The sequence below is a fragment of the Sphingobium sp. CR2-8 genome (assembly GCF_035818615.1).
Classification (GTDB): domain Bacteria; phylum Pseudomonadota; class Alphaproteobacteria; order Sphingomonadales; family Sphingomonadaceae; genus Sphingobium.
In genome coordinates, this window is sequence record NZ_JAYKZY010000002.1 from 2,585,589 (window position 1) to 2,604,511 (window position 18,923).

Here is an 18,923-nt window from a genome sequence, read left to right on the forward strand (position 1 = left end):
GATCCCGCAAGGGACCGGTCGCCTTCGTGACATCATCAAGGGTCGATCAGAATTTGAATCCGACCTTCCCGTACCAGAATCCTCCGTTGAAGCCGAAGGGCGACACGTCGGGATAAATGTCGCCGGTGAAGCGCCCACCGGTCGATGCATAGACAGGACCAAGGCCGCCTGCGCGATTGTCATATTTGTCGGGATAGTTGCTGAACAGATTCTGCACGCCCGCGCTCAACGTGAAATTGTCGTTGAGCTGATAGCTGGCCTCGAAATCGAATACGAATTCGCTGCCGAAGCTCTGCTGGACGAAGCTGGCGCCATTCAGCCCCGCGCCGTCGTCATAGACCGTGTATTTGCCATACCAGTTCATGCGCGCCAGCAACGAAAACGCCCCGCTGTTCCAGTTTTCGGTCAAGATCACGCGGGTCTTGGGCAGCGTGCCTTCCAACTGCTGGATACGCGTATCGCTGATGATAGGACTGGGCGGATTGGTTGCCGGGTCCAAACCTACACGAATGACCTTTGTCTTGTTATAGTTGAAGGCCAGCGTGGTGTTGAACGTACCCATGCTGTCCGTTGAGAAGCGATAGCTGCCGACGACGTCGATACCCTGCGTCCGGGTATCGAACGCGTTGGTCAGGAACTGCACTTCGTTGACGGTGGCATAGTTGGCCAGGCCCAGCGCCTGCAATTGCGGCCGCTGCGCGTTGGTGATCACCCGCGACCCCGTGGTGCCGATGCGGTCCTTCACCTTGATGTTGTAATAGTCGATCGTCAGCGAAGCGCCCGGCGCGGGGGTGAACACCGTGCCGACAGAGAAGCTGACCGACTCCTCGGGCGTCAGCGGAACCGCGCCCAGGAACCGCGCGACCGGGCTGGCGACCGGCAGCGTCATGAACTCGATCGCATTGGGATTGCCGGGGTTGAAGGTGGTCGCGATGCTGCTGGTGTTGGTCTGGCCGGGCGTCGGCGCGCGGAAGCCCGTCGCCACGGTGCCGCGCACCGCAAAGATATCCGGCACGATCGCATAGCGGGCCGACACCTTGCCGGTGGTCGAATTGCCGAAGTCGGACAGATGCTCGTAGCGCCCCGCGACGCCCAGCGAGAATTGCTCGGTAATGTCGCCTTCGATGTCGATATAGACGCCCTTGCTGTTGCGGCCGCTTTCGCCCGCGATCGCGGGGCCATAGCCAGGGAAGCCGTTCGCGCCGACCGGCAGGGCGACCGACAGTTGCGAACCGTCCGCGTTGCGCACCGGCGTGCCATCCTGATGGAAGACCAGATTGCCGGTATAAGGCCCGATCGCATAGGACGCCGCGTCGCCCAGACCCAGTTCATAGGATTCGCGGAAATATTGCCCGCCGAACGCGATCGTGATCGGGCTGGCCAACCCCACCTCCCATGGATAGCTGAAGTCGGCGTTGAACAGGGTTTCGCGCTGTTCCAGCTTGCCCAGGTAGAATTCGGTCGGCGACGTGACGCCCAGCGAAGGGTTCATCGTGCCGTTCATCGTATATTTCAGCGTCGACTGCCCGTAACTGCCCGAAATATCGTAGTTCAGGCCAAAGCCCAGCGTCCCCTTATACCCGGCCGTGCCCGAAATATCGTCGATCTTGCCGAAGAAGATCGGCGTGAAACCGCCGGGATAGACGCAGCTCCAATTCTGCACCAACGGGTCCGAACAGGTCGCCACCCGCGTGTAATTGCGCGTCGCTGGGTTGTAGCCATTGGGGGCATAGACGTTCCCGCCCGCCGATCCGGTCTGGATGCCCGGCCGTGTATTGTCGAAATCGGTGAAATAGTCGTTGAAGATGCCGTTCCGGCCGAAATTGGCGGAATTGACGGATTGGCGGTAGTTGAAGCTTTCCTCCTGGAAGCTGTGGCCATAATTGCCGAAGAAATAGATGCTGCTATCGTCGCCCAGATCGAATCCGCCATTCACGAAGAAGCGGTAGGATTCCATCTTGGGATTGCCGTAACGCTGTGCCAGTTCGGGCACGCCGATATTGGGCTGTTCCTGCGACAATTCCAGCGCGCCGGGTCGGGTGACCCCGCGGCTGGTCTTGCCTGCATTCACATATTCGCCGCTGATATTGATGAAGCCGCTGTCGCCCAGCTTGAAGCCGCCATTCAGCGCGACCTGATAATCCTCGCCGTCGCCGCGATAATATTGGCCGTAGCGCGCATAACCGGACAGGCCGTCCGTATCTTCGCGCAGACCCATGTTGATGACGCCCGCGATCGCGTCGGACCCATATTGGGCGGACGCCCCGTCGCGCAGCACTTCGACGCTGCGGATGGCGATGGCGGGGATCTGGGCAAGGTCGGCGGAATGGGCGCCGGCGGATTGCGCATTGGCGCCGATCTGCACCAGCGCGGAACGGTGCATGCGCTTGCCGTTCACCAGCACCAGCGTCTGGTCGGGCGCCAGGCCGCGCAGGTTGGGCGGCCGCACGAAGGAGGAACCGTCGCCGATGGCGTAGCGCGCGACCGAGAAGGACGGGACCAGATTCTGGATGACCTGGTTCATGTCGGCCGTGCCCTGCTTTTGCAGTTCTTCGCCGGAATAGACGTCGATGGGCGTGGGAGATTCCGCGACCGTGCGATCGGTGCGGCGCGTACCGGTGACGATGATGGTCTGGCCCGGCGTTTCGCTAGCCACTTGCGGTGCCGCATCCTGCGCAAGAACAGGCAATGTATAGAATAACGCTACGGCAATCGCGCCACGCGAAATCAAACCCTGATACTTCATCCGAAAGCCCCCAATTTCTATTTTTTAGCAGGCCTTCCATCATCCTTCCGCTTTTCTTGTCCCGACATGCTTCATGAAGGCACGGGATTCCGTTTCCAGAACCGTAAAGTCTTGGATCATTTCATGCAGCAACATCAGGAAACAAGAGGCTTGCATATTTGCATGGACAGCGAAATGGAGGCGCTGTGCTGCGCTGCAAAATTATCTGCGACCGCCAAAGTCGGACCATCGTCCGACATCGCCAAGCCTTTGAAATACAAATGAACATAAAGAAACAGGCGACGCCCCCCGGGTCGCCGCCTGTTTCTTTTATATCACTGTCAAGAAGCGTTTTTAAACGCTCAGCCCTACAGCCATTACCCTTCGCGGGTATCGCGACGCTCGGCAATACGGGCGCGCTTGCCGGTGCGGCCGCGCAGATAGTAGAGCTTCGCGCGACGCACGACGCCACGACGGACGACGGTGATCGAATCGAGGTTGGGCGAATAGAGCGGGAACACACGCTCCACGCCTTCGCCGAACGAAATCTTGCGCACGGTGAAGTTGGAACCCATGCCCTTGTTCGACCGGGCGATGCACACGCCTTCATAGTTCTGAACGCGGCTGCGTTCGCCTTCGATCACCTTCACGCCGACGCGCAGGGTGTCGCCGGGGCGGAATTCGGGGATATCCTTGCCGAGAGCGGCAATGCTTTCCGCCTCGATCTGCTGGATGATGTTCATGTAACGTCAGTCCTTGGTCTTTTGCTGCGCACCAGAGGGCGACTGGACCCGACCGTCGATGTGACGGTCCCAAAGATCCGGCCGCCTTAGCCGTGTATCTGTCTCCGCCTGGTGTTTCCGCCAGGCGGCGATCTTCGCATGATCCCCCGATCGCAACACTTGCGGGATCGTGCGCCCCTCCCATTCCACCGGGCGGGTATAGTGCGGATATTCGAGCAGCCCCGTTTCGAAGGACTCCTCGACTCCGCTGGAAGCCGCGCCCATTACACCGGGAAGCAGCCGAACACAAGCATCGAGCAGCAGCAAAGCCGCCATTTCCCCGCCCGACAATATGATGTCGCCCATGCTGACCTGCTCGATCGGGCGCGCATCGAAAATCCGCTCGTCAAACCCCTCGAATCGGCCGCACAGGATCGTCACGCCGGGGCCGTCGGCCAGGCTGCGTATCCGCGCCTGCGTGATCGGCTGCCCCCTGGGCGTCATCGCCAGCACCGGCAGGTCGGGCCGCCTGTCCAGCGCATGGTCGACCGCTTTGGCCAATATGTCGGCGCGCAACACCATGCCCGCGCCACCGCCCGCTGGCGTGTCGTCCACGGTGCGATGCCGGTCGGCCGCGAAATCGCGGATATGGATGGGGTCGCAGGCCCATTTGCCCTCGCTGAGCGCCCGTCCGGCCAGCGACACGCCCAACGGCCCGGGAAACATCTCCGGATAGAGCGTCAAGATCTGCGCGGCAAAGCTCATGCCCGGCGCGCCCGCAACCAGGCCGCCGACAGGCCGCCACCCATGCTGAGGGTCCCACACAGCAGCAGCACCAGCCCGCTGGCGCGCATCAGGTCGGCAAGGGCGCGGTCGGGATGAAGCAACCCGGACATCAGCAACAGCAGCGGCACCGGGCAGACCAGCGCGACCGCCGCCGCCGCCTTCATGCCGCGCGTCCAATCGACGGCAAACAGCCGCCAGCCCGCAGCCAGCATCGCGAAAAGATAGAGAGCGGTAAGTATCTGCGCCATGGCCCGCGCTTAGGCCAAGCGTGCCGCCTCGTCCAGTTGGCTGCCGGCGATGAAGGACGCCTTATGGCGTCTTGACCGCCAGCTTGAGTTCCTGAATCCGGGCGTCGGGGGTCGGCGCCAGCAGGATCGATCCGGCCACCCGCCCCCTGTCGCAAATCCAGGTGAAACTGCCGGACAGGCCGCCGCTCGCCTTGATCGGCGCATCGGTACGGCAGGCCCCGACTTCGCTTTTCAGCGCCGCCAGTTTCCGCCGCCAACTGTCCAAGTCGTTGTCCATCAGCATGTTCATGGCCAGCCGATCCCGCGCCACCCCGACATCCCCCGCAGCATAGATGCGCCCCGCCGCGCCATAGCCCTCCGCCAGCAGCGGCGACACCGCCAGTGTCCGTTCCATCAGTGCGCCCACCTTCTGCAATGCCATAGCCGCGTCCCAGACCGGCCCCGCCCCGCCATTATAGGTCCGGTTGGTGAAGACGAAGATGCCCACACCATGATCGGGCATCAGCAGCACATGGCTGCCATAGCCGGGATAGCCGCCGCCATGGGCCAGCGTCAGCCCCAGATCGCAATCCTGCGCCACGCGCATGCCAAAGCCATAGGCGACCGCCTGGCGACAGGCGGACGGACTGCTCGCGCCATTGCGCTGCGCGACGGTGACGAAATTGCTGCCCTGCGCCAGCATCCGCACCGACGCACGCGATACCGGACCGCCATCGGGATCGTCGCGCGCGGGCCAGGCGGACAGCAGGAAGGCGACCCAGCGCGCATAGTCGTTGGCGCTCGTCTGCAATCCGCCCATCGCCCCGAACGCGCCGTCGCGCATCGTCGGCTCGACCTTCCAGCGCCCCTCTTCCCAGCGATAGCCGATCGCCCGGCGCTCGATGGGCCATTCACTCACCTCATAGCCGCTCGACATCATGCCGAGCGGGGTCAGCAGCCGCTGCTCGACAAAGCGGCGATAGGGCTGTCCGGACACATTGGCGACGATCCGGCCCAGCAGCGCAAAGCCGAAATTGCTATATTCATAATGACTGCCCGGCGCGCTGCTGAACGGCACGCCCTGTTGCAGCATCCGGGTGAAATCCGCCTCGGGCAGCGGCGTCTGTCGATCGCCCCAGGGATTATCGTCCACAAAGCCCGCACTATGGGTCAGAAGGTCGCGGATACGGATGTGCGGGCTATCCTTCGTCGGATAGGTCCAGCCGCGCATCTCCGGCACATGGGTTTCCGCCAGATCGTCCAGCGACAGCTTGCCCTCGTCCCGCAATCGCAGGATCGACAGGGCGGTAAAGGCCTTCGTCATCGACGCGATGCGGAACAGGCTGTCGGGCGTCACCGGCCGCTGCTGGAGCAGATCCTGCACGCCCAGCCCCTTCACATGGACCAGCCGCCCGTCCGCCACGATGCCATAGACCAGCCCCGGCGCATGGCTATCAACCTGGAAATCCGCGAACAGCCGGTCGATCGCCGGGATCGCCTGCGCGATCCTGGCGGCGTCGGCCGCCTGTGCCGGACGCACGGCCATCATGAGCAGCAACAGGCAGGCGGCAAGGCGCATGAACGATCCCCCGATTGAAGGGGCCACCATGCCCACTTACATCGTCACCGCAAGGGCGACGGCGGGATTATTCGGTAAAGGCCGCCTCGATCACGGCGCTGTCATCCCCCACGGTGACGGCATGCATCGGCGCCATGAAGCGCTTGGGCTTCTTGCCCTCTTCGGCAGGCCGCTCGACCTCGATAATGTCGCCCGCGCCGAAATTCTCGACCGCGACGATCGTGCCCAGCGCTTCGCCGTTCGTGGAAATGCAGGTCAGGCCGATCAGGTCGGCATGATAATATTCGCCCTCCGCCAGCGGCGGCAGGGACGAACGGGGCACGGTCAAGGCCGTGCCGCGCAGGGCTTCGGCCGCACCCCGATCGCCGATCTCGGCAAATCGCGCGACCGCGCCATTGGGGCCGGGGCGCACCGACGTCAACGTCAGTGTGCGCCCCGCCGCATCGAAGCTCTTGTAGCTTTTGAGGTTTTCGGCCCCTTCGCCAAAGAGCTTGAGACGGACATCGCCCGTCACGCCATGCGCACCGATGATCGCGGCCAGGGTGACGGGCTTGTCGGTCAAGAGGCTCAGCCCTCGGCCTGTTCGGCAGCGGCTTCTTCAGCCGGTGCTTCTTCGGCAGGCGCCTCTTCGACGGCAGGCGCAGCAGCGGCCTCGGCGGCGGCAGCCTTCGCGGCTTCGGCCGCTTCAGCCGCTTCGGCGGCCTTGGCGGCACGGTCTTCGGCGCGATCCTTGGCCTTCTGGCCCGGCTCCGCCTTGTTCGGGTTGTTGCGCGCGACGCGCTCCTTCACGCCGGCGGCGTCCAGGAAGCGGGCGACGCGGTCGGTCGCCTGGGCGCCAGCGGCAACCCAATGCTTCGCGCGCTCGACGTCCAGGACGACGCGCTTTTCGTCGCCCTTGGGCAGGACGGGGTTGTAGCTGCCGATACGCTCGATGAACTTGCCATCACGCGGCGCGCGGCTGTCGGCCACGACGATACGATAATAGGGGCGCTTCTTGGAGCCGCCGCGCGACAGACGAATGGAGGTTGCCATGGAACTAGACCTTTCTACTCAAACCAGATGTGTTGAAATTGCTTATTTCTTTTTCAGGAAATTCTGAAATCCGGGCGGCATGTTGGGCATGTTGCCTCCCAGCCCCGGCATGCCCTGCGGCGGCGCGCCGCCCCCGCCCAGCATGCCGTCCAGGCCGCCGGAGCCGAACATCTTGGCCAGCCCTTTCAGGCCGCCCATCTTGCGGATCTTCTTCATCGCGCCTTCCATCTCCTGATGCATTTTCAGGAGGCGATTGACGTCCTGCACCGTGCGCCCCGCGCCCTTGGCGATGCGAATCTTGCGCTTGGCGTTGATCAGCGCGGGCTTCTCCCGCTCCTTGGGCGTCATGGAGCCGATCATCGCGTCCAGATGGATCAGCGTCTTGTCGTTCGCGCCGCTGTTCGCCATCGCCGCCTGTGCCTTTTTCAGGCCCGGCAGCATGCCCGCCAGCGCGCCCAGCCCGCCCATGCGGCGCATCTGGTTGAGCTGGCTGCGCAGGTCGTTCATGTCGAACTGACCCTTCGCCATTTTCTTGGCAAGCTTGTCGGCTTCGTCCGCGTCGATCGTCTCGGCCGCGCGCTCGACCAGGCTGACGACGTCGCCCATGCCCAGGATGCGCTGCGCGACACGCTGCGGATGGAAGGGTTCGAGCGCGTCGAGCTTTTCGCCCGTGCCCGCGAACTTGATCGGACGGCCGGTGACGGCGCGCATCGACAGCGCCGCGCCACCGCGCGCATCGCCGTCCATGCGGGTCAGCACCACGCCGGTCAGCGGCACCTGCGCGGAGAAGTTGGTCGCCACATTGACCGCGTCCTGGCCGGTCAGCGAATCGACGACCAGCAGGATTTCGGCGGGGTTGGCGACGTCGGCCACCGCCTTCATCTCGTCCATCAGCGCCTGGTCGACGTGCAGGCGACCGGCCGTGTCGAGCATGACCACGTCGAAGCCCTGGAGCTTCGCCGCCTGCAAAGCGCGCCGCGCGATCTCCACCGGCTGCTGCCCCGGCACGATCGGCAGGGTCGCGACATCGGTCTGCGTCCCCAGCACCGCCAACTGCTCCTGCGCGGCCGGGCGCTGGACGTCGAGCGACGCCATCAGCACCTTCTTGCGCTCTTTTTCCTTCAGGCGCTTGGCGATCTTGGCGGTGGAGGTCGTCTTGCCCGACCCCTGCAAACCGACCATCATGATGACGGCGGGCGGCGACACGTCGATCATCAGGTCGGCGGTGTCGGACCCCAGCGTCTCGGTCAGCGTGTCCGAAACGATCTTGACGACCATCTGGCCGGGCGTGACCGACCGCAGCACATCGCTGCCCACGGCCCGTTCCGTCGCCTGATCCACGAACTGGCGCACGACCGGCAGCGCGACGTCGGCTTCCAGCAGCGCGATTCGCACCTCGCGCATCGCGGCGCGGACATCGTCCTCCGTAAGCGCGCCGCGCCCACGCAGTTTGTCGAATACCCCACCGAGACGATCGCTTAGCGAATTGAACATCATCACCTCATTTGAGCCACAAAGGCCCGGAAAATCCTGCTTCCCTGCCAAACGACAAAATCGCCGGTGGGCGAAACCTCGCCAACCAGCGTCCATCCGATGCCCCTCTTGGGCGTCCTGGATTTGTCAGGGATCGAACGGCAAGCCGCCCGATTGCAGAGGGGCCTTTAGGCGAAAGCGGCAATAAGTGCAAGCGGGGGCTAATGGTGGCGACAATGGGTGGATGGCTGTCATATCAGATAGTCGTCGCCCCGGCCTTGAGCCGGGGTCCCGCTGCCTTCTGAAACCTTGGTAACGACGGGAAAGCTGGACCCCGGGTCAAGCCCGGGGTGACGTTAGATCTATATCTGTAGTCGCCCGTTAACAGCCCCCTCTCCTACACCGCCCCTCTCTGCTAAACTCCGACGAGACGGGCGCCGAACGCCGCCCCACACTTTCCGATAGGATCAACGCAGTGTAACTTTATGTCGCTTTCTGCGGGAAATGTGCGAAGTTAAGGGAATAATGAAGGGGAGCCAAAGAGACATGAGCTGGACACGCCGCAAGCCGATGGAGGCGATGACGCCCAGGGATGCAGGCCATCAGATGGCGCGCACCCTGTCCTGGCCCCACCTGCTGGCGCTGGGCGTTGGTGCGATCGTGGGCACCGGCATCCTGACCCTCATCGGCGTCGGCGCGGATCGCGCCGGTCCCGCCGTCCTGCTCTCCTTCGCCATTGCGGGCGCAATCTGCGCCTGCGCGGCCCTCGCCTATGCCGAACTGTCGACCATGATGCCCGCGGCGGGCAGCGCCTACAGCTATAGCTATGTGGTGCTGGGCGAAGGCATCGCCTGGATCGTGGGGTGGAGCCTGATCCTGGAATATAGCCTCGTCGTGTCGACCGTGGCGGTCGGCTGGTCGGGCTATGCCGGGCCGCTGCTGACGCCATTGGGCTTCCCCGACGCCCTGACGAAGGGGCCGGAACTGGGCGGCCTCATCAACCTGCCCGCCATCTTCATCATCGCGGTGGTCGCGGGCCTGCTGATGTTCGGCACGCGGGAAAGCGCGCGCCTCAACACTATCCTCGTCCTCATCAAGATCGTGACGCTCAGCCTGTTCGTCGCCTATGCCCTGCCCGCTTTCGACGCGCAGAATCTGCACCCCTTCATGCCCTTCGGCTTCGCCAAACATATGGGTCCGGATGGCGTGGAGCGCGGCGTCATGGCGGCCGCCGCCATCATCTTCTTTGCCTTCTACGGCTTCGACGCCATTTCGACGGCGGCCGAAGAGGCCAAGAATCCCGATCGCGACCTCGCCATCGGCATCGTCGGCTCGCTTGTCGCCTGCACGATCATCTATGTCCTCGTCGCCGCCGCCGCGATCGGCGCGCTGCCCTTCACCCGCTTCGCCGACAGTCCCGAGCCGCTGGCGCTGATCCTGCGCGAAATGGGCCAGGGCAGCATCGCCCGCATCGTCGCCATCGCCGCCGTCATCGCGCTGCCCACCGTGCTGCTCGGCTTCCTCTACGGCCAGAGCCGCATCTTCCTGGTGATGGCCCGCGACGGCTTCCTGCCGCAGAGCCTGGCAAAGATTTCGAAACGCGGCACCCCGGCGCGCATCACGATCGTGACGGCCCTGTTGGTCGCGATCATCGCGGGCCTCTTGCCGATCGATGAAATCGCCGCGCTCGCCAATGCCGGCACGCTGATCGCCTTCACCGCCGTTGGCCTGTGCCTCCTCGTCCTGCGCAAGCGCGCGCCCGACATCCGGCGTCCCTTCCGCACGCCTGCCGCCTGGTTCGTGGGGACAGGCGCGATCGCCGGATGCGCCTATCTGTTCGTCAGCCTGCCGATGAAGACGATCTTCGCCTGCCTGATCTGGAACGCGATCGGGTTGCTGGTCTATTTCCTCTACGGGCAGAAGCGCGCGACCGCCGCATGACCATGCAATTGTCGCTATTATCCTATATTTTCGACCGCAATGGCGTAGCTGTACCGCGTCCTTTCATCGACTGCCGGGATAACATCGGCAGCAAAGGGTCGCCGATCGAAGGATCATAGCTGCATCGCGGCTATGTGGCTTTGAGTATCCGCCTCGGCGGAAAAAGGGGATCTATGATGAAGATGACACTATCCTGCGGCCTGATCGCTGCCGCCATGGCCTTTTCCACCTCTGCAACGGCGCAGGATTATCCTGCCGATCCGGGCGACTTCACCGACATTTCCATGATCGACGTGCTACCTGGCGGCGACCTTGCCTATACCCAGTTTCTCGCTTCCTCCTGGAAGAAGCAGCAGGAATTCGCCAAATCGAAGGGCTGGATCAAGTCCTACAAGGTCATGGCGAATCTGTATCCGCGCGCTGGCGAGCCGGACCTGTACCTGATGGTCACCTATGCCGACTTCCCCAATGCAAAAGAGGCATTGCAACAGCGCGCCGCCTATATGCAGTGGCAAGCCAAATCGCTTCAGACCCTGGACCAGGAAAATGGCGATCGCGGCAAATATCGCGTCGTGATGGGGTCCATGCTGTTTCAGGACGTTCTGCTGAAATAAGGTCGCCGTGGCTGACGAAGTCGCCTTCGTCAGCCACTGGCTTTTCCCATGCGTGCGCACTAGATGCACGCCCATGGGACGCTTCTCCAAAATGCATGGGCTGGGCAACGACTTCGTCGTGATCGACGCGCGCGCGCAAGCGATCGACATGACGCAAGCGCGCGCCCGCGCCATTGCCGACCGTCATGCCGGAATCGGCTGCGACCAGTTGATCCTGATCGGCAATGCCCCCGATGCCGACGTGTCGATGCAGATCTTCAACGCCGACGGCAGCGAAGTGGAAGCCTGCGGCAACGCCACCCGCTGCGTCCCCCTGTTCGTCGGCCGCGACGTGCTGATCCGCACCAAGGCGGGGCTGCTCGACGCCAAGAGTGTGGACGGCGGCGCCAGCGTCGACATGGGCGCGCCCCGCTTCGACTGGGACGCGATTCCGCTCGCCTACCCCATGGACACGCTGACCATGGGTGCCAGTTGGGAAGACCTGCCCGCGCCCGCCGCCGTCAATGTCGGCAACCCGCATGTCATCTTCTTCGTGGACGATCTGGACGGTGTGAACTTCGACCGCCTCGGCCCGCTGATCGAACATGATCCGCTCTTCCCCGCCCGCGTGAACGTCAATTTCGCGCAGGTCGTGGGCAACCATCATATTCGCCTGGTCGTATGGGAACGCGGCGCAGGCCTCACCCGCGCCTGCGGCACTGGCGCCTGCGCGACCGCCGTCGCCGCCATCCGCCGCAAGCTGATGGTGGGGCCGGTGACGGTCAGCCTGCCCGGCGGCGATCTCATGATCGACTGGACGCCGGGCGGCACGATCCGCATGACCGGCCCCGCCACCCATGTCTTCGACGGCGAGGCTGACTGGTCGCGCTTCTGATGGGCGGTCCCGACATCATCACCATGGGCTGCCGCCTCAACATCGCGGAGAGCGAAGCGATTCGCGACATGGCGGCGGGGCAGGACGATCTGATCGTCGTCAACAGCTGCGCGGTGACGGCCGAAGCCGTCCGCCAGACCCGCCAGGCCATCCGCCGCGTGCGCCGCGACCGCCCCGACGCCCGCATCCTCGTCACCGGCTGCGCCGCGCAGACCGAACCTGAAACCTTCGCGAAGATGGCCGAAGTCGATGCCGTGATCGGCAATCGGGAGAAGATGGAGGCGGCCTCCTTCGCGCCCGTGGCAGAGAAAGTCCGCGTCTCCGACATCATGGCCGTGCGCGACACCGCGCCGCATATGGCATCCGCCTTCGCCGATCACGCTCGCGCCTTCCTGGAGGTGCAGAATGGTTGCGACCATCGCTGCACCTTCTGCATCATCCCCTATGGCCGCGGCAACAGCCGCTCGGTCCCCGCTGGCGCAGTGGTGGAAAAGGCGAAGCAACTGGTCGATGCAGGCTATCGGGAAATCGTGCTGACCGGCGTGGACGTCACCAGCTACGGTCCCGACCTCCCCGGCAATCCGTCGCTCGGCCTGCTGATCGAACGCATATTGAAAGGCGTGCCCGACTTACCCCGCCTGCGCCTCTCCTCGATCGACAGCGTAGAAATAGACGACCGCCTGTTCGATCTCGTCGCCCACGAACCGCGCATGATGCCGCACCTTCATCTCTCGCTCCAGGTAGGTGACGACATGATCCTCAAGCGGATGAAGCGCCGCCACAGCCGGGCCGACGCCGTCCGCATCGTGGAACGCCTCAAGGCCGCCCGCCCCGGCATCAGCATCGGCGCGGACATCATCGCCGGTTTCCCGACGGAGGATGACGCCATGTTCGCCAACAGTCTGGCGTTGGTAGACGATTGCGACATCGTCCACGGCCATATCTTCCCCTACTCGCCCCGCACCGGCACCCCCGCCGCCCGCATGCCGCAGGTCGAGCGCGCAACGATCAAGGCCCGCGCCGCCCGCCTGCGCGACGCCTGCGCCACACGTCGCGACGCCTGGCTGCGCAGCCTGATCGGCACCACCCAGTCGGTGCTGGTCGAACGCAGCGGGTTGAGCGGCCATGCCGAAAATTTCGCGCCGGTGCGCTTCGCACAAGCGCAAGCCCCCTCCTCCATCGTCCCCGCCATCATCACCGCGCTTGAGAATGGCGCGCTGATCGCGCAAGAGGCGCAATAATGACAGATACCGGCACCAGCTGGCGCGACCGCCTTTTCGGCGGGCTGAAGCGCACGTCCGACAAGCTCGGCGACAATCTCACCGGCCTTTTCTCCAAGGCCGCGCTAGACGACCAGACGTTGGACGAGATCGAGGAGGCGCTGATCGTCTCCGATCTTGGCCCGGCCATGGCCGCGCGGGTGCGCGATCGGCTGGCCGAAGGGCGCTTCAACAAGGAACTGACCGAGGAATATCTGCGCGAGATCATCGCGGAGGAGATCGAGAAGAGCCTCGCCCCGGTTGCCCGCCCGCTGGAGATAGAAGCCTTCCCGCGCCCGCAGGTGATCCTGGTGATCGGCGTCAACGGATCGGGCAAGACCACCACCATCGCCAAGCTCGCCCATAATTTCCTGGAGCAGGATTATGGCGTGATGCTGGCGGCGGGCGACACGTTCCGTGCGGCCGCTATCGGCCAGCTCAGGGTCTGGGCCGATCGTCTGGGCATCCCGATCGTCGCGGGCAAGGAAGGCGCCGATGCGGCGGGCATCGTGTTCGACGCGGTCAAGCAGGCGACCGCGACCGGCATCGACGTGCTGATCGTGGACACCGCCGGGCGTCTTCAGAACAAGACCGAACTGATGGACGAGCTGGCAAAGGTGCGCCGCGTGCTGGGCCGATTGAACCCGGCCGCCCCGCACGACGTTGTGCTGGTTCTGGATGCCACCACGGGACAGAATGCGTTGAACCAGATCGAAGTCTTCAAGGAAACGGCGCAGGTGACAGGTCTCGTCATGACCAAGCTGGACGGCACGGCGCGCGGCGGCGTGCTGGTCGCGGCAGCGGAAAAGTACCGCCTGCCCATCCACGCCATCGGCGTGGGCGAAAAGATCGAGGATCTGCGCCCGTTCGATCCGGGCGACATGGCGCGTGCGATCGCCGGGACGGCTTATGCCCGCTAACGCCAAACCCGCCCATAATGGCACGCTCAGCCTCGCGCTGGATTTCGGACCGCTCCTCGTCTTCTTCCTGACCTATAAGGGCGCGGGCTGGATCTGGGGCGCGGGCAATCCGATCACCGCCATGACGTTCAGCACGGCCGCCTTCATGGTGTCGATCGTGATCGCCGTCATCATCTCGAAGGTGAAGCTGGGTCGCGTGTCGCCGATGCTGTGGCTATCGGCGCTGCTGATCCTCTTCTTCGGCGGCCTCACCATCTATTTTCACGATCAAAGCTTCATCCAGATCAAGCCGACCATCATCTACGCCTTTTTCGCGCTGATGCTGTTTGCCGGGCTGCTGCGGGGTAAGCCGCTGCTCAAATATCTGTTGCAGGCCGCCTATGATGGCCTGACGCATGAAGGCTGGCTCAAGCTGTCACGCAACTGGGCGTTGTTCTTCGTCGCCATGGCTGTCGCCAACGAAGCGATGCGCCGGTCCATGAGCTTCGACACTTGGCTGGCGGTCAAGGTATGGGGCGTGACGATCGTGTCGGTTCTTTTTGCCGCCGCCAACATCCCGATGCTGATGCGCCACGGGTTGAACCTGAACGATGGACTGGACGGCGAAGAGGTCGGTGAAACGACCCCGCCGCAGGGGTAACCGCCTCGCAACGGACGGCTTAAATCATACTGATTTCGTCCGATTTGTGCGATCGTTTCGCAATAGGCACATATCTGTTTTCTTGGGCGTTGGGTGCGCATATGGGAAGCGGCGGAGGCGTCCACGCCCCGCCTGGACCATATGATAAACCGGCTTCACCCCATTCTCGTGCGGCCGTCCCATAACGAACCCGAGGAGTTCCGCCATGGCCTTTGTTCTGCCCGATCTTCCCTACGCCAAGGACGCCTTCGGCGATATCCTGTCGGTCGAAACCTTCGACTTCCATCATGGCAAGCATCACAACGCCTATGTCGTCAAAGCCAATGAACTGGTCGCTGCCGACGCCTCGCTCCAGGGCAAGTCGCTGGTCGAACTGATCAAGTCGGCCAAGGGCGGCCTGTTCAACCAGGTCGGCCAGATCTGGAACCACACATTCTACTGGCAGTCGCTGTCGCCCACAAAGACCGAACCGACCGGCGAATTGCTCGCCAAGATCACCGAAGCCTTTGGATCGGTCGATGCGCTGATCGAAAAGCTCAAGGCGGAGGCCGTCGGCCACTTCGCCAGTGGCTGGGCCGCGCTGGTCCTGAAGGACGGCAAGCTGGAAGTGACCAGCTATCATGACGCCGACACCCCCGTCGCGCATGAAGGCCATGCGCCGCTGCTGATCGTCGATGTGTGGGAACATGCCTATTATATCGACTATCGCAACCTACGCCCCAGCTATGCCGACCGCATCCTCAAGGAAGCGATCAACTGGGACTTCGCCGCCCTGAACCTGGACGGCGAAGGCGCCAGCCGCGCCGACCAGCCGGCCTGATGCAAAAAGGGGACCGGCCCGCATTGGCCGGTCCCCTTTTCTTCCTGTCCTGCGACAGGCAAAATCTTCGATCAGGCCGCTTCCAGTTGCGTGACGAACTGATCGGCCGCCCGCTGCAACGCCTGCGCCGTCTGCGACAGGCTGGACGCAGCGCTGGACACCCGCCCCGACAGGCTTTCGGTATCGCGCGCGGCATCGGCCACATCTTCCATCTGTCGGGTCATGCTGGCGGCGTCCTGCGCGGTGTCGCGCGCCGATTCGCCGATCGCGCTGGTCGCGTCCCGCTGATCGGCAACCGCGCGCTGGATCGCATCCGCTGCGGCGGCCAGTTGCTCGACCGTACCCGCCACCTCCGACAAGGCCTCCCGCGCGATGCCCGCGCCCTGACGCGCAGACCAGGCCAGCGCATGAATTTCACCGGTCGCGTTGGCGGCCTGGCTCGCCAACTGCTTGACCTCCCCAGCCACCACCGCAAAGCCACGGCCGACTTCCCCGGCCCGCGCCGCCTCGATCGTCGCATTGAGCGCCAGCAGATTGGTCTTCGCGGCAATATCCGTGATGGAGTCGGCAAAGCTGGTGATCGAGGTGGTACGCCCTTCCAGATCATGGACCGCTTGATGCCCCGTCGTCGATACCCGCTGCGCTTCGCCGCCGAGTACGGCTTGCTGGTGCGAAGCCGATGCGATCGCCGCGATGGATTCCAACAGACGATCGATACGCCGGGCCAGCATGGCGGCATTGGCGGAGGATTGCTCCGCGATCGCGACGGTTTCGCCCGTCCCTGCGCTCGCGCGCTGCGCCAGCTGATTGAGTTGCCGCGCGGAATCATCCAGTTCCTGCGCCGCCGCGCCCACCGCGCCGACGATTTCCGAAACCGAATGACGAAAATCCCGTACCAGCGCCAATGTGCTTGCACGGCGGTCCGCCGCCATGCGCGCCTTTTCGACCTCCTGCTGCGCGCGCAACTGCGCCGCGCGCTCGTCCATGTCGCGGCTGGCCCGCATCGCGGCTTCCGCCGCGTCGCGTCCTTGTTCTGCCTGATGCGCCAGATCGCCGGATTGCCGTACGTGGACATCGAGCGCCTGCAACATCACGCGCAGCCGAACCGTCAGATAGCACAGGACCGCTGCCTGAAGCAGGACCGCGATGCCGTGAATCGCCACGCGCCCAATATTAGCCTGATCCGGAAAAACCCAGGTCGGCAGGACGAAGCTGAGGATCAGATGATGGGCGGCGGTGAGCGTGGCCGCCAGCACGATCGGCCGCCAGTCATAGAGCAGCGTCAGACCCGCCAGCGCCACGAAGAAGAACATATGGCCGTCCATTTGCCAGCCATGACCGGACAACAGATAAAGGCCGACGGCCGGCTGCACGGCGGCCAGGATGCCCATGGCCATGCGCGCCTCGATATCCTCGCGCTGGCGCATGATCCGTATCGTGGGCAGCGCGTTGCACAGTGCGGAGAATATAAGCGCCCGGCCGCTATGCTCTATGCCCAGCAACAGGCCGAACAAGCCGATCGCTATCGTCCACAGCCAATTGGCGAACAGCAAGATCCGCAGTCCCTGCAACCGCAAGCGATCCAGGCTCGTCATCGCGCTCATCAGGCGACCTCCCCGCAACCGCCGATTTGCGCCGATAGGGTGATTACGCCCTGGCGGAGCAGAGCAGATGCCAACTGGCTCCGTCGTCCTTCGACAAGAAGAGAGCCTGACCATGGCCCCTGTGCGACGAGACGCGCGCCATGCGAGATGGCGACCGGCGCCAGCACGCGCTTCGCGTCATGTGTCAACGGAATCAACAGCATCCGCCCCTGCGCTGGCGGAAAGGCATAGAGGCCAGTCAGGCCACCCAAGACCACGACGCATTGGAGAGCGAGGGACAAGCCCTGCCGAAAGGACGCGATACATTTCATCCCATCCGATTAGGATGGATTGGTAAGTATAATGTTAAGGATGCGGAGAAGCGTTCAGGCCCAACGCCTGGGTCAGTTCGTCCAGGTCCGCGCCCGGCCGGACGAGCAGCCAATCACGACTGGCAGCGCCATCGACCACCGTCACCGCGCCCTTGGGACAGATGCCCAGACAGCTCACTTCCATGATGCCCGCCGCGCCTTTGCGCCCTTTTTTCAACGACAGATGCTTTCGCAACGCCTTGGCAAGACGGTCGCCGCCGTCCGGACCGAAACCGCCATCCAGTTTCTTGGAGCATTTGCGGCACACCAGCACCACATTGGCCCAGTTGGATCGGACATGATCTTTCAATCCGTCGCTCCCCGCGGTTTCCACGTCCGCCGCTCTTCCGCCGCGCGCAACACTTCATAAGCGGCCTGAATCGCCTGGAAGCGGACGGCGGCCTCACTGTCGCCGGGTTTGACATCGGGATGATATTCCTTGGCGAGCCGACGCCAGCTTTTCTTGACCGCGTCGAACCCGGCATCGTCTTCCAGTTCCAGCGCCTTTAATGCATGCAATTCGTCACGCGATCGGCTGCCGTCGCCCGGCCCGCCCCATCCATGATAGGCGCTGGACTGATAGCCGCCTGCGTCGCGGCGTTCCGCTTTTTCCCGCGCCGCGCGCTCTTCATCGTCCAGACCCTGAAAATAGTCCCAGTTTCGGTTATATTCACCGGCATGCTCGGGGCAGAAATACCAGCGCTCGGGGCTGTTGGGCGATTTCGGCGCCGGGCAATCCCCGGGCTGGTCGCAGCCGAAACGGTCGCACATACGCACGCGCTGCGCCTCCCGCGCCGCGCCATAGGCGCGCCATCGGGGAAAACCCCAGTCATTGGATCGGCTGTTGCGTGCCATTCCCCCGAATTAGGGAAGGTGCGGGCGGAAAGCCACCCCAGCCCCCGATTTTAGAAGGAAAATGCCAGAGGGCCTGTAAGCCGGGTTCTGTCCACCTCCGGCCTGCGCCGGGGGATAGGCGACCATTCCTCTAGGGAACGGATTGCTCCGTTCCTCAAGCAACCAACCCGGGCGATCTCGGTCGAAACAGACCTAGCAGCCCAATTCTTTCGAACCGCCTGCGCGCCGCCCCTATTCGGTCTTGCTCCCGGTGGGGTTTACCGTGCCGCCTTGCGTTGCCGCAGACGCGGTGCGCTCTTACCGCACCCTTTCAATTTCGCGGGGTCGAAACCTTCGCGACCTGCTTTCTGTTGCACTGTCCCTTGGATCACTCCAGCCGGTCGTTAACCGGCACCGTCATTTCGTGGAGCCCGGACTTTCCTCGCCGTGGAAGTTACCCGCCACGCCGCGGCCGCCCGGCCCTCTGGCATGGCGGCCTTAGACGGGTTTTGCCGCCCCGTCA

20 protein-coding genes and 1 other RNA gene are annotated in these 18,923 nt (G+C 63.9%); 8 read left to right on the forward strand and 13 right to left on the reverse strand.

Annotated elements, in window-relative coordinates:
- Nucleotides 1–46 precede the first annotated feature (46 nt).
- Entirely contained in the window at nucleotides 47–2,746 is a 2,700-nt protein-coding gene (locus U5A82_RS16430; RefSeq protein WP_326291908.1) for a TonB-dependent receptor plug domain-containing protein, read from the reverse strand.
- 123 nt (nucleotides 2,747–2,869) lie between these two features.
- On the opposite strand from U5A82_RS16430, the gene U5A82_RS16435 reads away from it, so the two are divergent.
- Nucleotides 2,870–3,010, forward strand: coding sequence for a hypothetical protein (locus tag U5A82_RS16435; protein WP_326291909.1), 141 nt, complete (start codon nucleotides 2,870–2,872; stop codon nucleotides 3,008–3,010).
- 92 nt (nucleotides 3,011–3,102) lie between these two features.
- Here the strand turns inward: U5A82_RS16435 and rplS are convergent, their stop codons facing one another.
- The 7 genes from rplS to ffh all read right to left on the reverse strand — a co-directional run bounded on the left by rplS (nucleotide 3,103) and on the right by ffh (nucleotide 8,568).
- Nucleotides 3,103–3,468, reverse strand: coding sequence for a 50S ribosomal protein L19 (gene rplS, locus U5A82_RS16440; RefSeq protein ID WP_326291910.1), 366 nt, complete (start codon nucleotides 3,466–3,468; stop codon nucleotides 3,103–3,105).
- A 6-nt stretch (nucleotides 3,469–3,474) separates the two neighbouring features.
- Nucleotides 3,475–4,212 carry a tRNA (guanosine(37)-N1)-methyltransferase TrmD gene (gene trmD / locus U5A82_RS16445; protein ID WP_326291911.1) on the reverse strand — a complete coding sequence of 246 codons (738 nt, stop codon included), beginning with the start codon at nucleotides 4,210–4,212 and terminating at the stop codon, nucleotides 3,475–3,477.
- Nucleotides 4,209–4,481, reverse strand: coding sequence for a hypothetical protein (locus U5A82_RS16450; protein ID WP_326291912.1), 273 nt, complete (start codon nucleotides 4,479–4,481; stop codon nucleotides 4,209–4,211). The genes trmD and U5A82_RS16450 overlap by 4 nt, the downstream gene beginning before the upstream one ends.
- A 61-nt stretch (nucleotides 4,482–4,542) precedes the next feature.
- Nucleotides 4,543–6,039 carry a serine hydrolase domain-containing protein gene (locus tag U5A82_RS16455; protein ID WP_326291913.1) on the reverse strand — a complete coding sequence of 499 codons (1,497 nt, stop codon included), beginning with the start codon at nucleotides 6,037–6,039 and terminating at the stop codon, nucleotides 4,543–4,545.
- A 67-nt stretch (nucleotides 6,040–6,106) separates the two neighbouring features.
- Complete coding sequence (gene rimM, locus U5A82_RS16460) at nucleotides 6,107–6,601, reverse strand: ribosome maturation factor RimM (protein ID WP_326291914.1); 495 nt, start codon at nucleotides 6,599–6,601, stop codon at nucleotides 6,107–6,109.
- 5 nt (nucleotides 6,602–6,606) lie between these two features.
- Nucleotides 6,607–7,071, reverse strand: coding sequence for a 30S ribosomal protein S16 (rpsP, locus tag U5A82_RS16465; protein WP_326291915.1), 465 nt, complete (start codon nucleotides 7,069–7,071; stop codon nucleotides 6,607–6,609).
- Nucleotides 7,072–7,113: 42 nt separating this feature from the next.
- Nucleotides 7,114–8,568 carry a signal recognition particle protein gene (ffh, locus tag U5A82_RS16470; RefSeq protein ID WP_326291916.1) on the reverse strand — a complete coding sequence of 485 codons (1,455 nt, stop codon included), beginning with the start codon at nucleotides 8,566–8,568 and terminating at the stop codon, nucleotides 7,114–7,116.
- A 522-nt stretch (nucleotides 8,569–9,090) separates the two neighbouring features.
- Between ffh and U5A82_RS16475 the strand changes: the two genes are divergently transcribed.
- The 7 genes from U5A82_RS16475 to U5A82_RS16505 all read left to right on the forward strand — a co-directional run bounded on the left by U5A82_RS16475 (nucleotide 9,091) and on the right by U5A82_RS16505 (nucleotide 15,612).
- On the forward strand, nucleotides 9,091–10,485 hold the full coding sequence (locus U5A82_RS16475; RefSeq protein WP_326291917.1) for an amino acid permease: 1,395 nt from the start codon (nucleotides 9,091–9,093) through the stop codon (nucleotides 10,483–10,485).
- A 173-nt stretch (nucleotides 10,486–10,658) separates the two neighbouring features.
- Nucleotides 10,659–11,099, forward strand: a complete 441-nt coding sequence (locus U5A82_RS16480; protein WP_326291918.1) for a hypothetical protein — start codon at nucleotides 10,659–10,661, stop codon at nucleotides 11,097–11,099.
- A gap of 73 nt (nucleotides 11,100–11,172) precedes the next feature.
- Nucleotides 11,173–11,973, forward strand: coding sequence for a diaminopimelate epimerase (gene dapF / locus U5A82_RS16485; protein WP_326291919.1), 801 nt, complete (start codon nucleotides 11,173–11,175; stop codon nucleotides 11,971–11,973).
- Nucleotides 11,973–13,214 carry a tRNA (N(6)-L-threonylcarbamoyladenosine(37)-C(2))-methylthiotransferase MtaB gene (mtaB, locus tag U5A82_RS16490; RefSeq protein ID WP_326291920.1) on the forward strand — a complete coding sequence of 414 codons (1,242 nt, stop codon included), beginning with the start codon at nucleotides 11,973–11,975 and terminating at the stop codon, nucleotides 13,212–13,214. The genes dapF and mtaB overlap by 1 nt, the downstream gene beginning before the upstream one ends.
- Nucleotides 13,214–14,152 carry a signal recognition particle-docking protein FtsY gene (gene ftsY, locus U5A82_RS16495; protein WP_326291921.1) on the forward strand — a complete coding sequence of 313 codons (939 nt, stop codon included), beginning with the start codon at nucleotides 13,214–13,216 and terminating at the stop codon, nucleotides 14,150–14,152. Before mtaB ends, ftsY begins: the two co-directional genes overlap by 1 nt.
- A complete protein-coding gene (ispZ, locus tag U5A82_RS16500; protein WP_326291922.1) occupies nucleotides 14,142–14,792 on the forward strand; it encodes a septation protein IspZ in 651 nt (216 codons plus the stop codon). The genes ftsY and ispZ overlap by 11 nt, the downstream gene beginning before the upstream one ends.
- 205 nt (nucleotides 14,793–14,997) lie before the next feature.
- Nucleotides 14,998–15,612, forward strand: a complete 615-nt coding sequence (locus U5A82_RS16505) for a superoxide dismutase (RefSeq protein WP_326291923.1) — start codon at nucleotides 14,998–15,000, stop codon at nucleotides 15,610–15,612.
- 71 nt (nucleotides 15,613–15,683) lie between these two features.
- On the opposite strand, the gene U5A82_RS16510 is transcribed toward U5A82_RS16505, so the two are convergent.
- The 5 genes from U5A82_RS16510 to rnpB all read right to left on the reverse strand — a co-directional run bounded on the left by U5A82_RS16510 (nucleotide 15,684) and on the right by rnpB (nucleotide 18,888).
- A complete protein-coding gene (locus U5A82_RS16510; protein ID WP_326291924.1) occupies nucleotides 15,684–17,216 on the reverse strand; it encodes a methyl-accepting chemotaxis protein in 1,533 nt (510 codons plus the stop codon).
- Nucleotides 17,216–17,473: a hypothetical protein gene (locus U5A82_RS16515; protein WP_326292969.1), complete on the reverse strand. Its 258-nt coding sequence runs from the start codon at nucleotides 17,471–17,473 to the stop codon at nucleotides 17,216–17,218. The genes U5A82_RS16510 and U5A82_RS16515 overlap by 1 nt, the downstream gene beginning before the upstream one ends.
- A gap of 88 nt (nucleotides 17,474–17,561) precedes the next feature.
- Nucleotides 17,562–17,876 (reverse strand): (2Fe-2S) ferredoxin domain-containing protein, encoded by a 315-nt coding sequence (locus U5A82_RS16520; RefSeq protein WP_442802182.1) that lies wholly within the window; start codon nucleotides 17,874–17,876, stop codon nucleotides 17,562–17,564.
- The gene (locus U5A82_RS16525) at nucleotides 17,873–18,421 is read right to left on the reverse strand and encodes a J domain-containing protein (RefSeq protein ID WP_326291926.1); all 549 of its coding nucleotides are present in this window, start codon (nucleotides 18,419–18,421) and stop codon (nucleotides 17,873–17,875) included. The genes U5A82_RS16520 and U5A82_RS16525 overlap by 4 nt, the downstream gene beginning before the upstream one ends.
- A gap of 60 nt (nucleotides 18,422–18,481) precedes the next feature.
- An RNA gene (gene rnpB, locus U5A82_RS16530) (RNase P RNA component class A) lies at nucleotides 18,482–18,888 on the reverse strand.
- Nucleotides 18,889–18,923 lie beyond the last annotated feature (35 nt).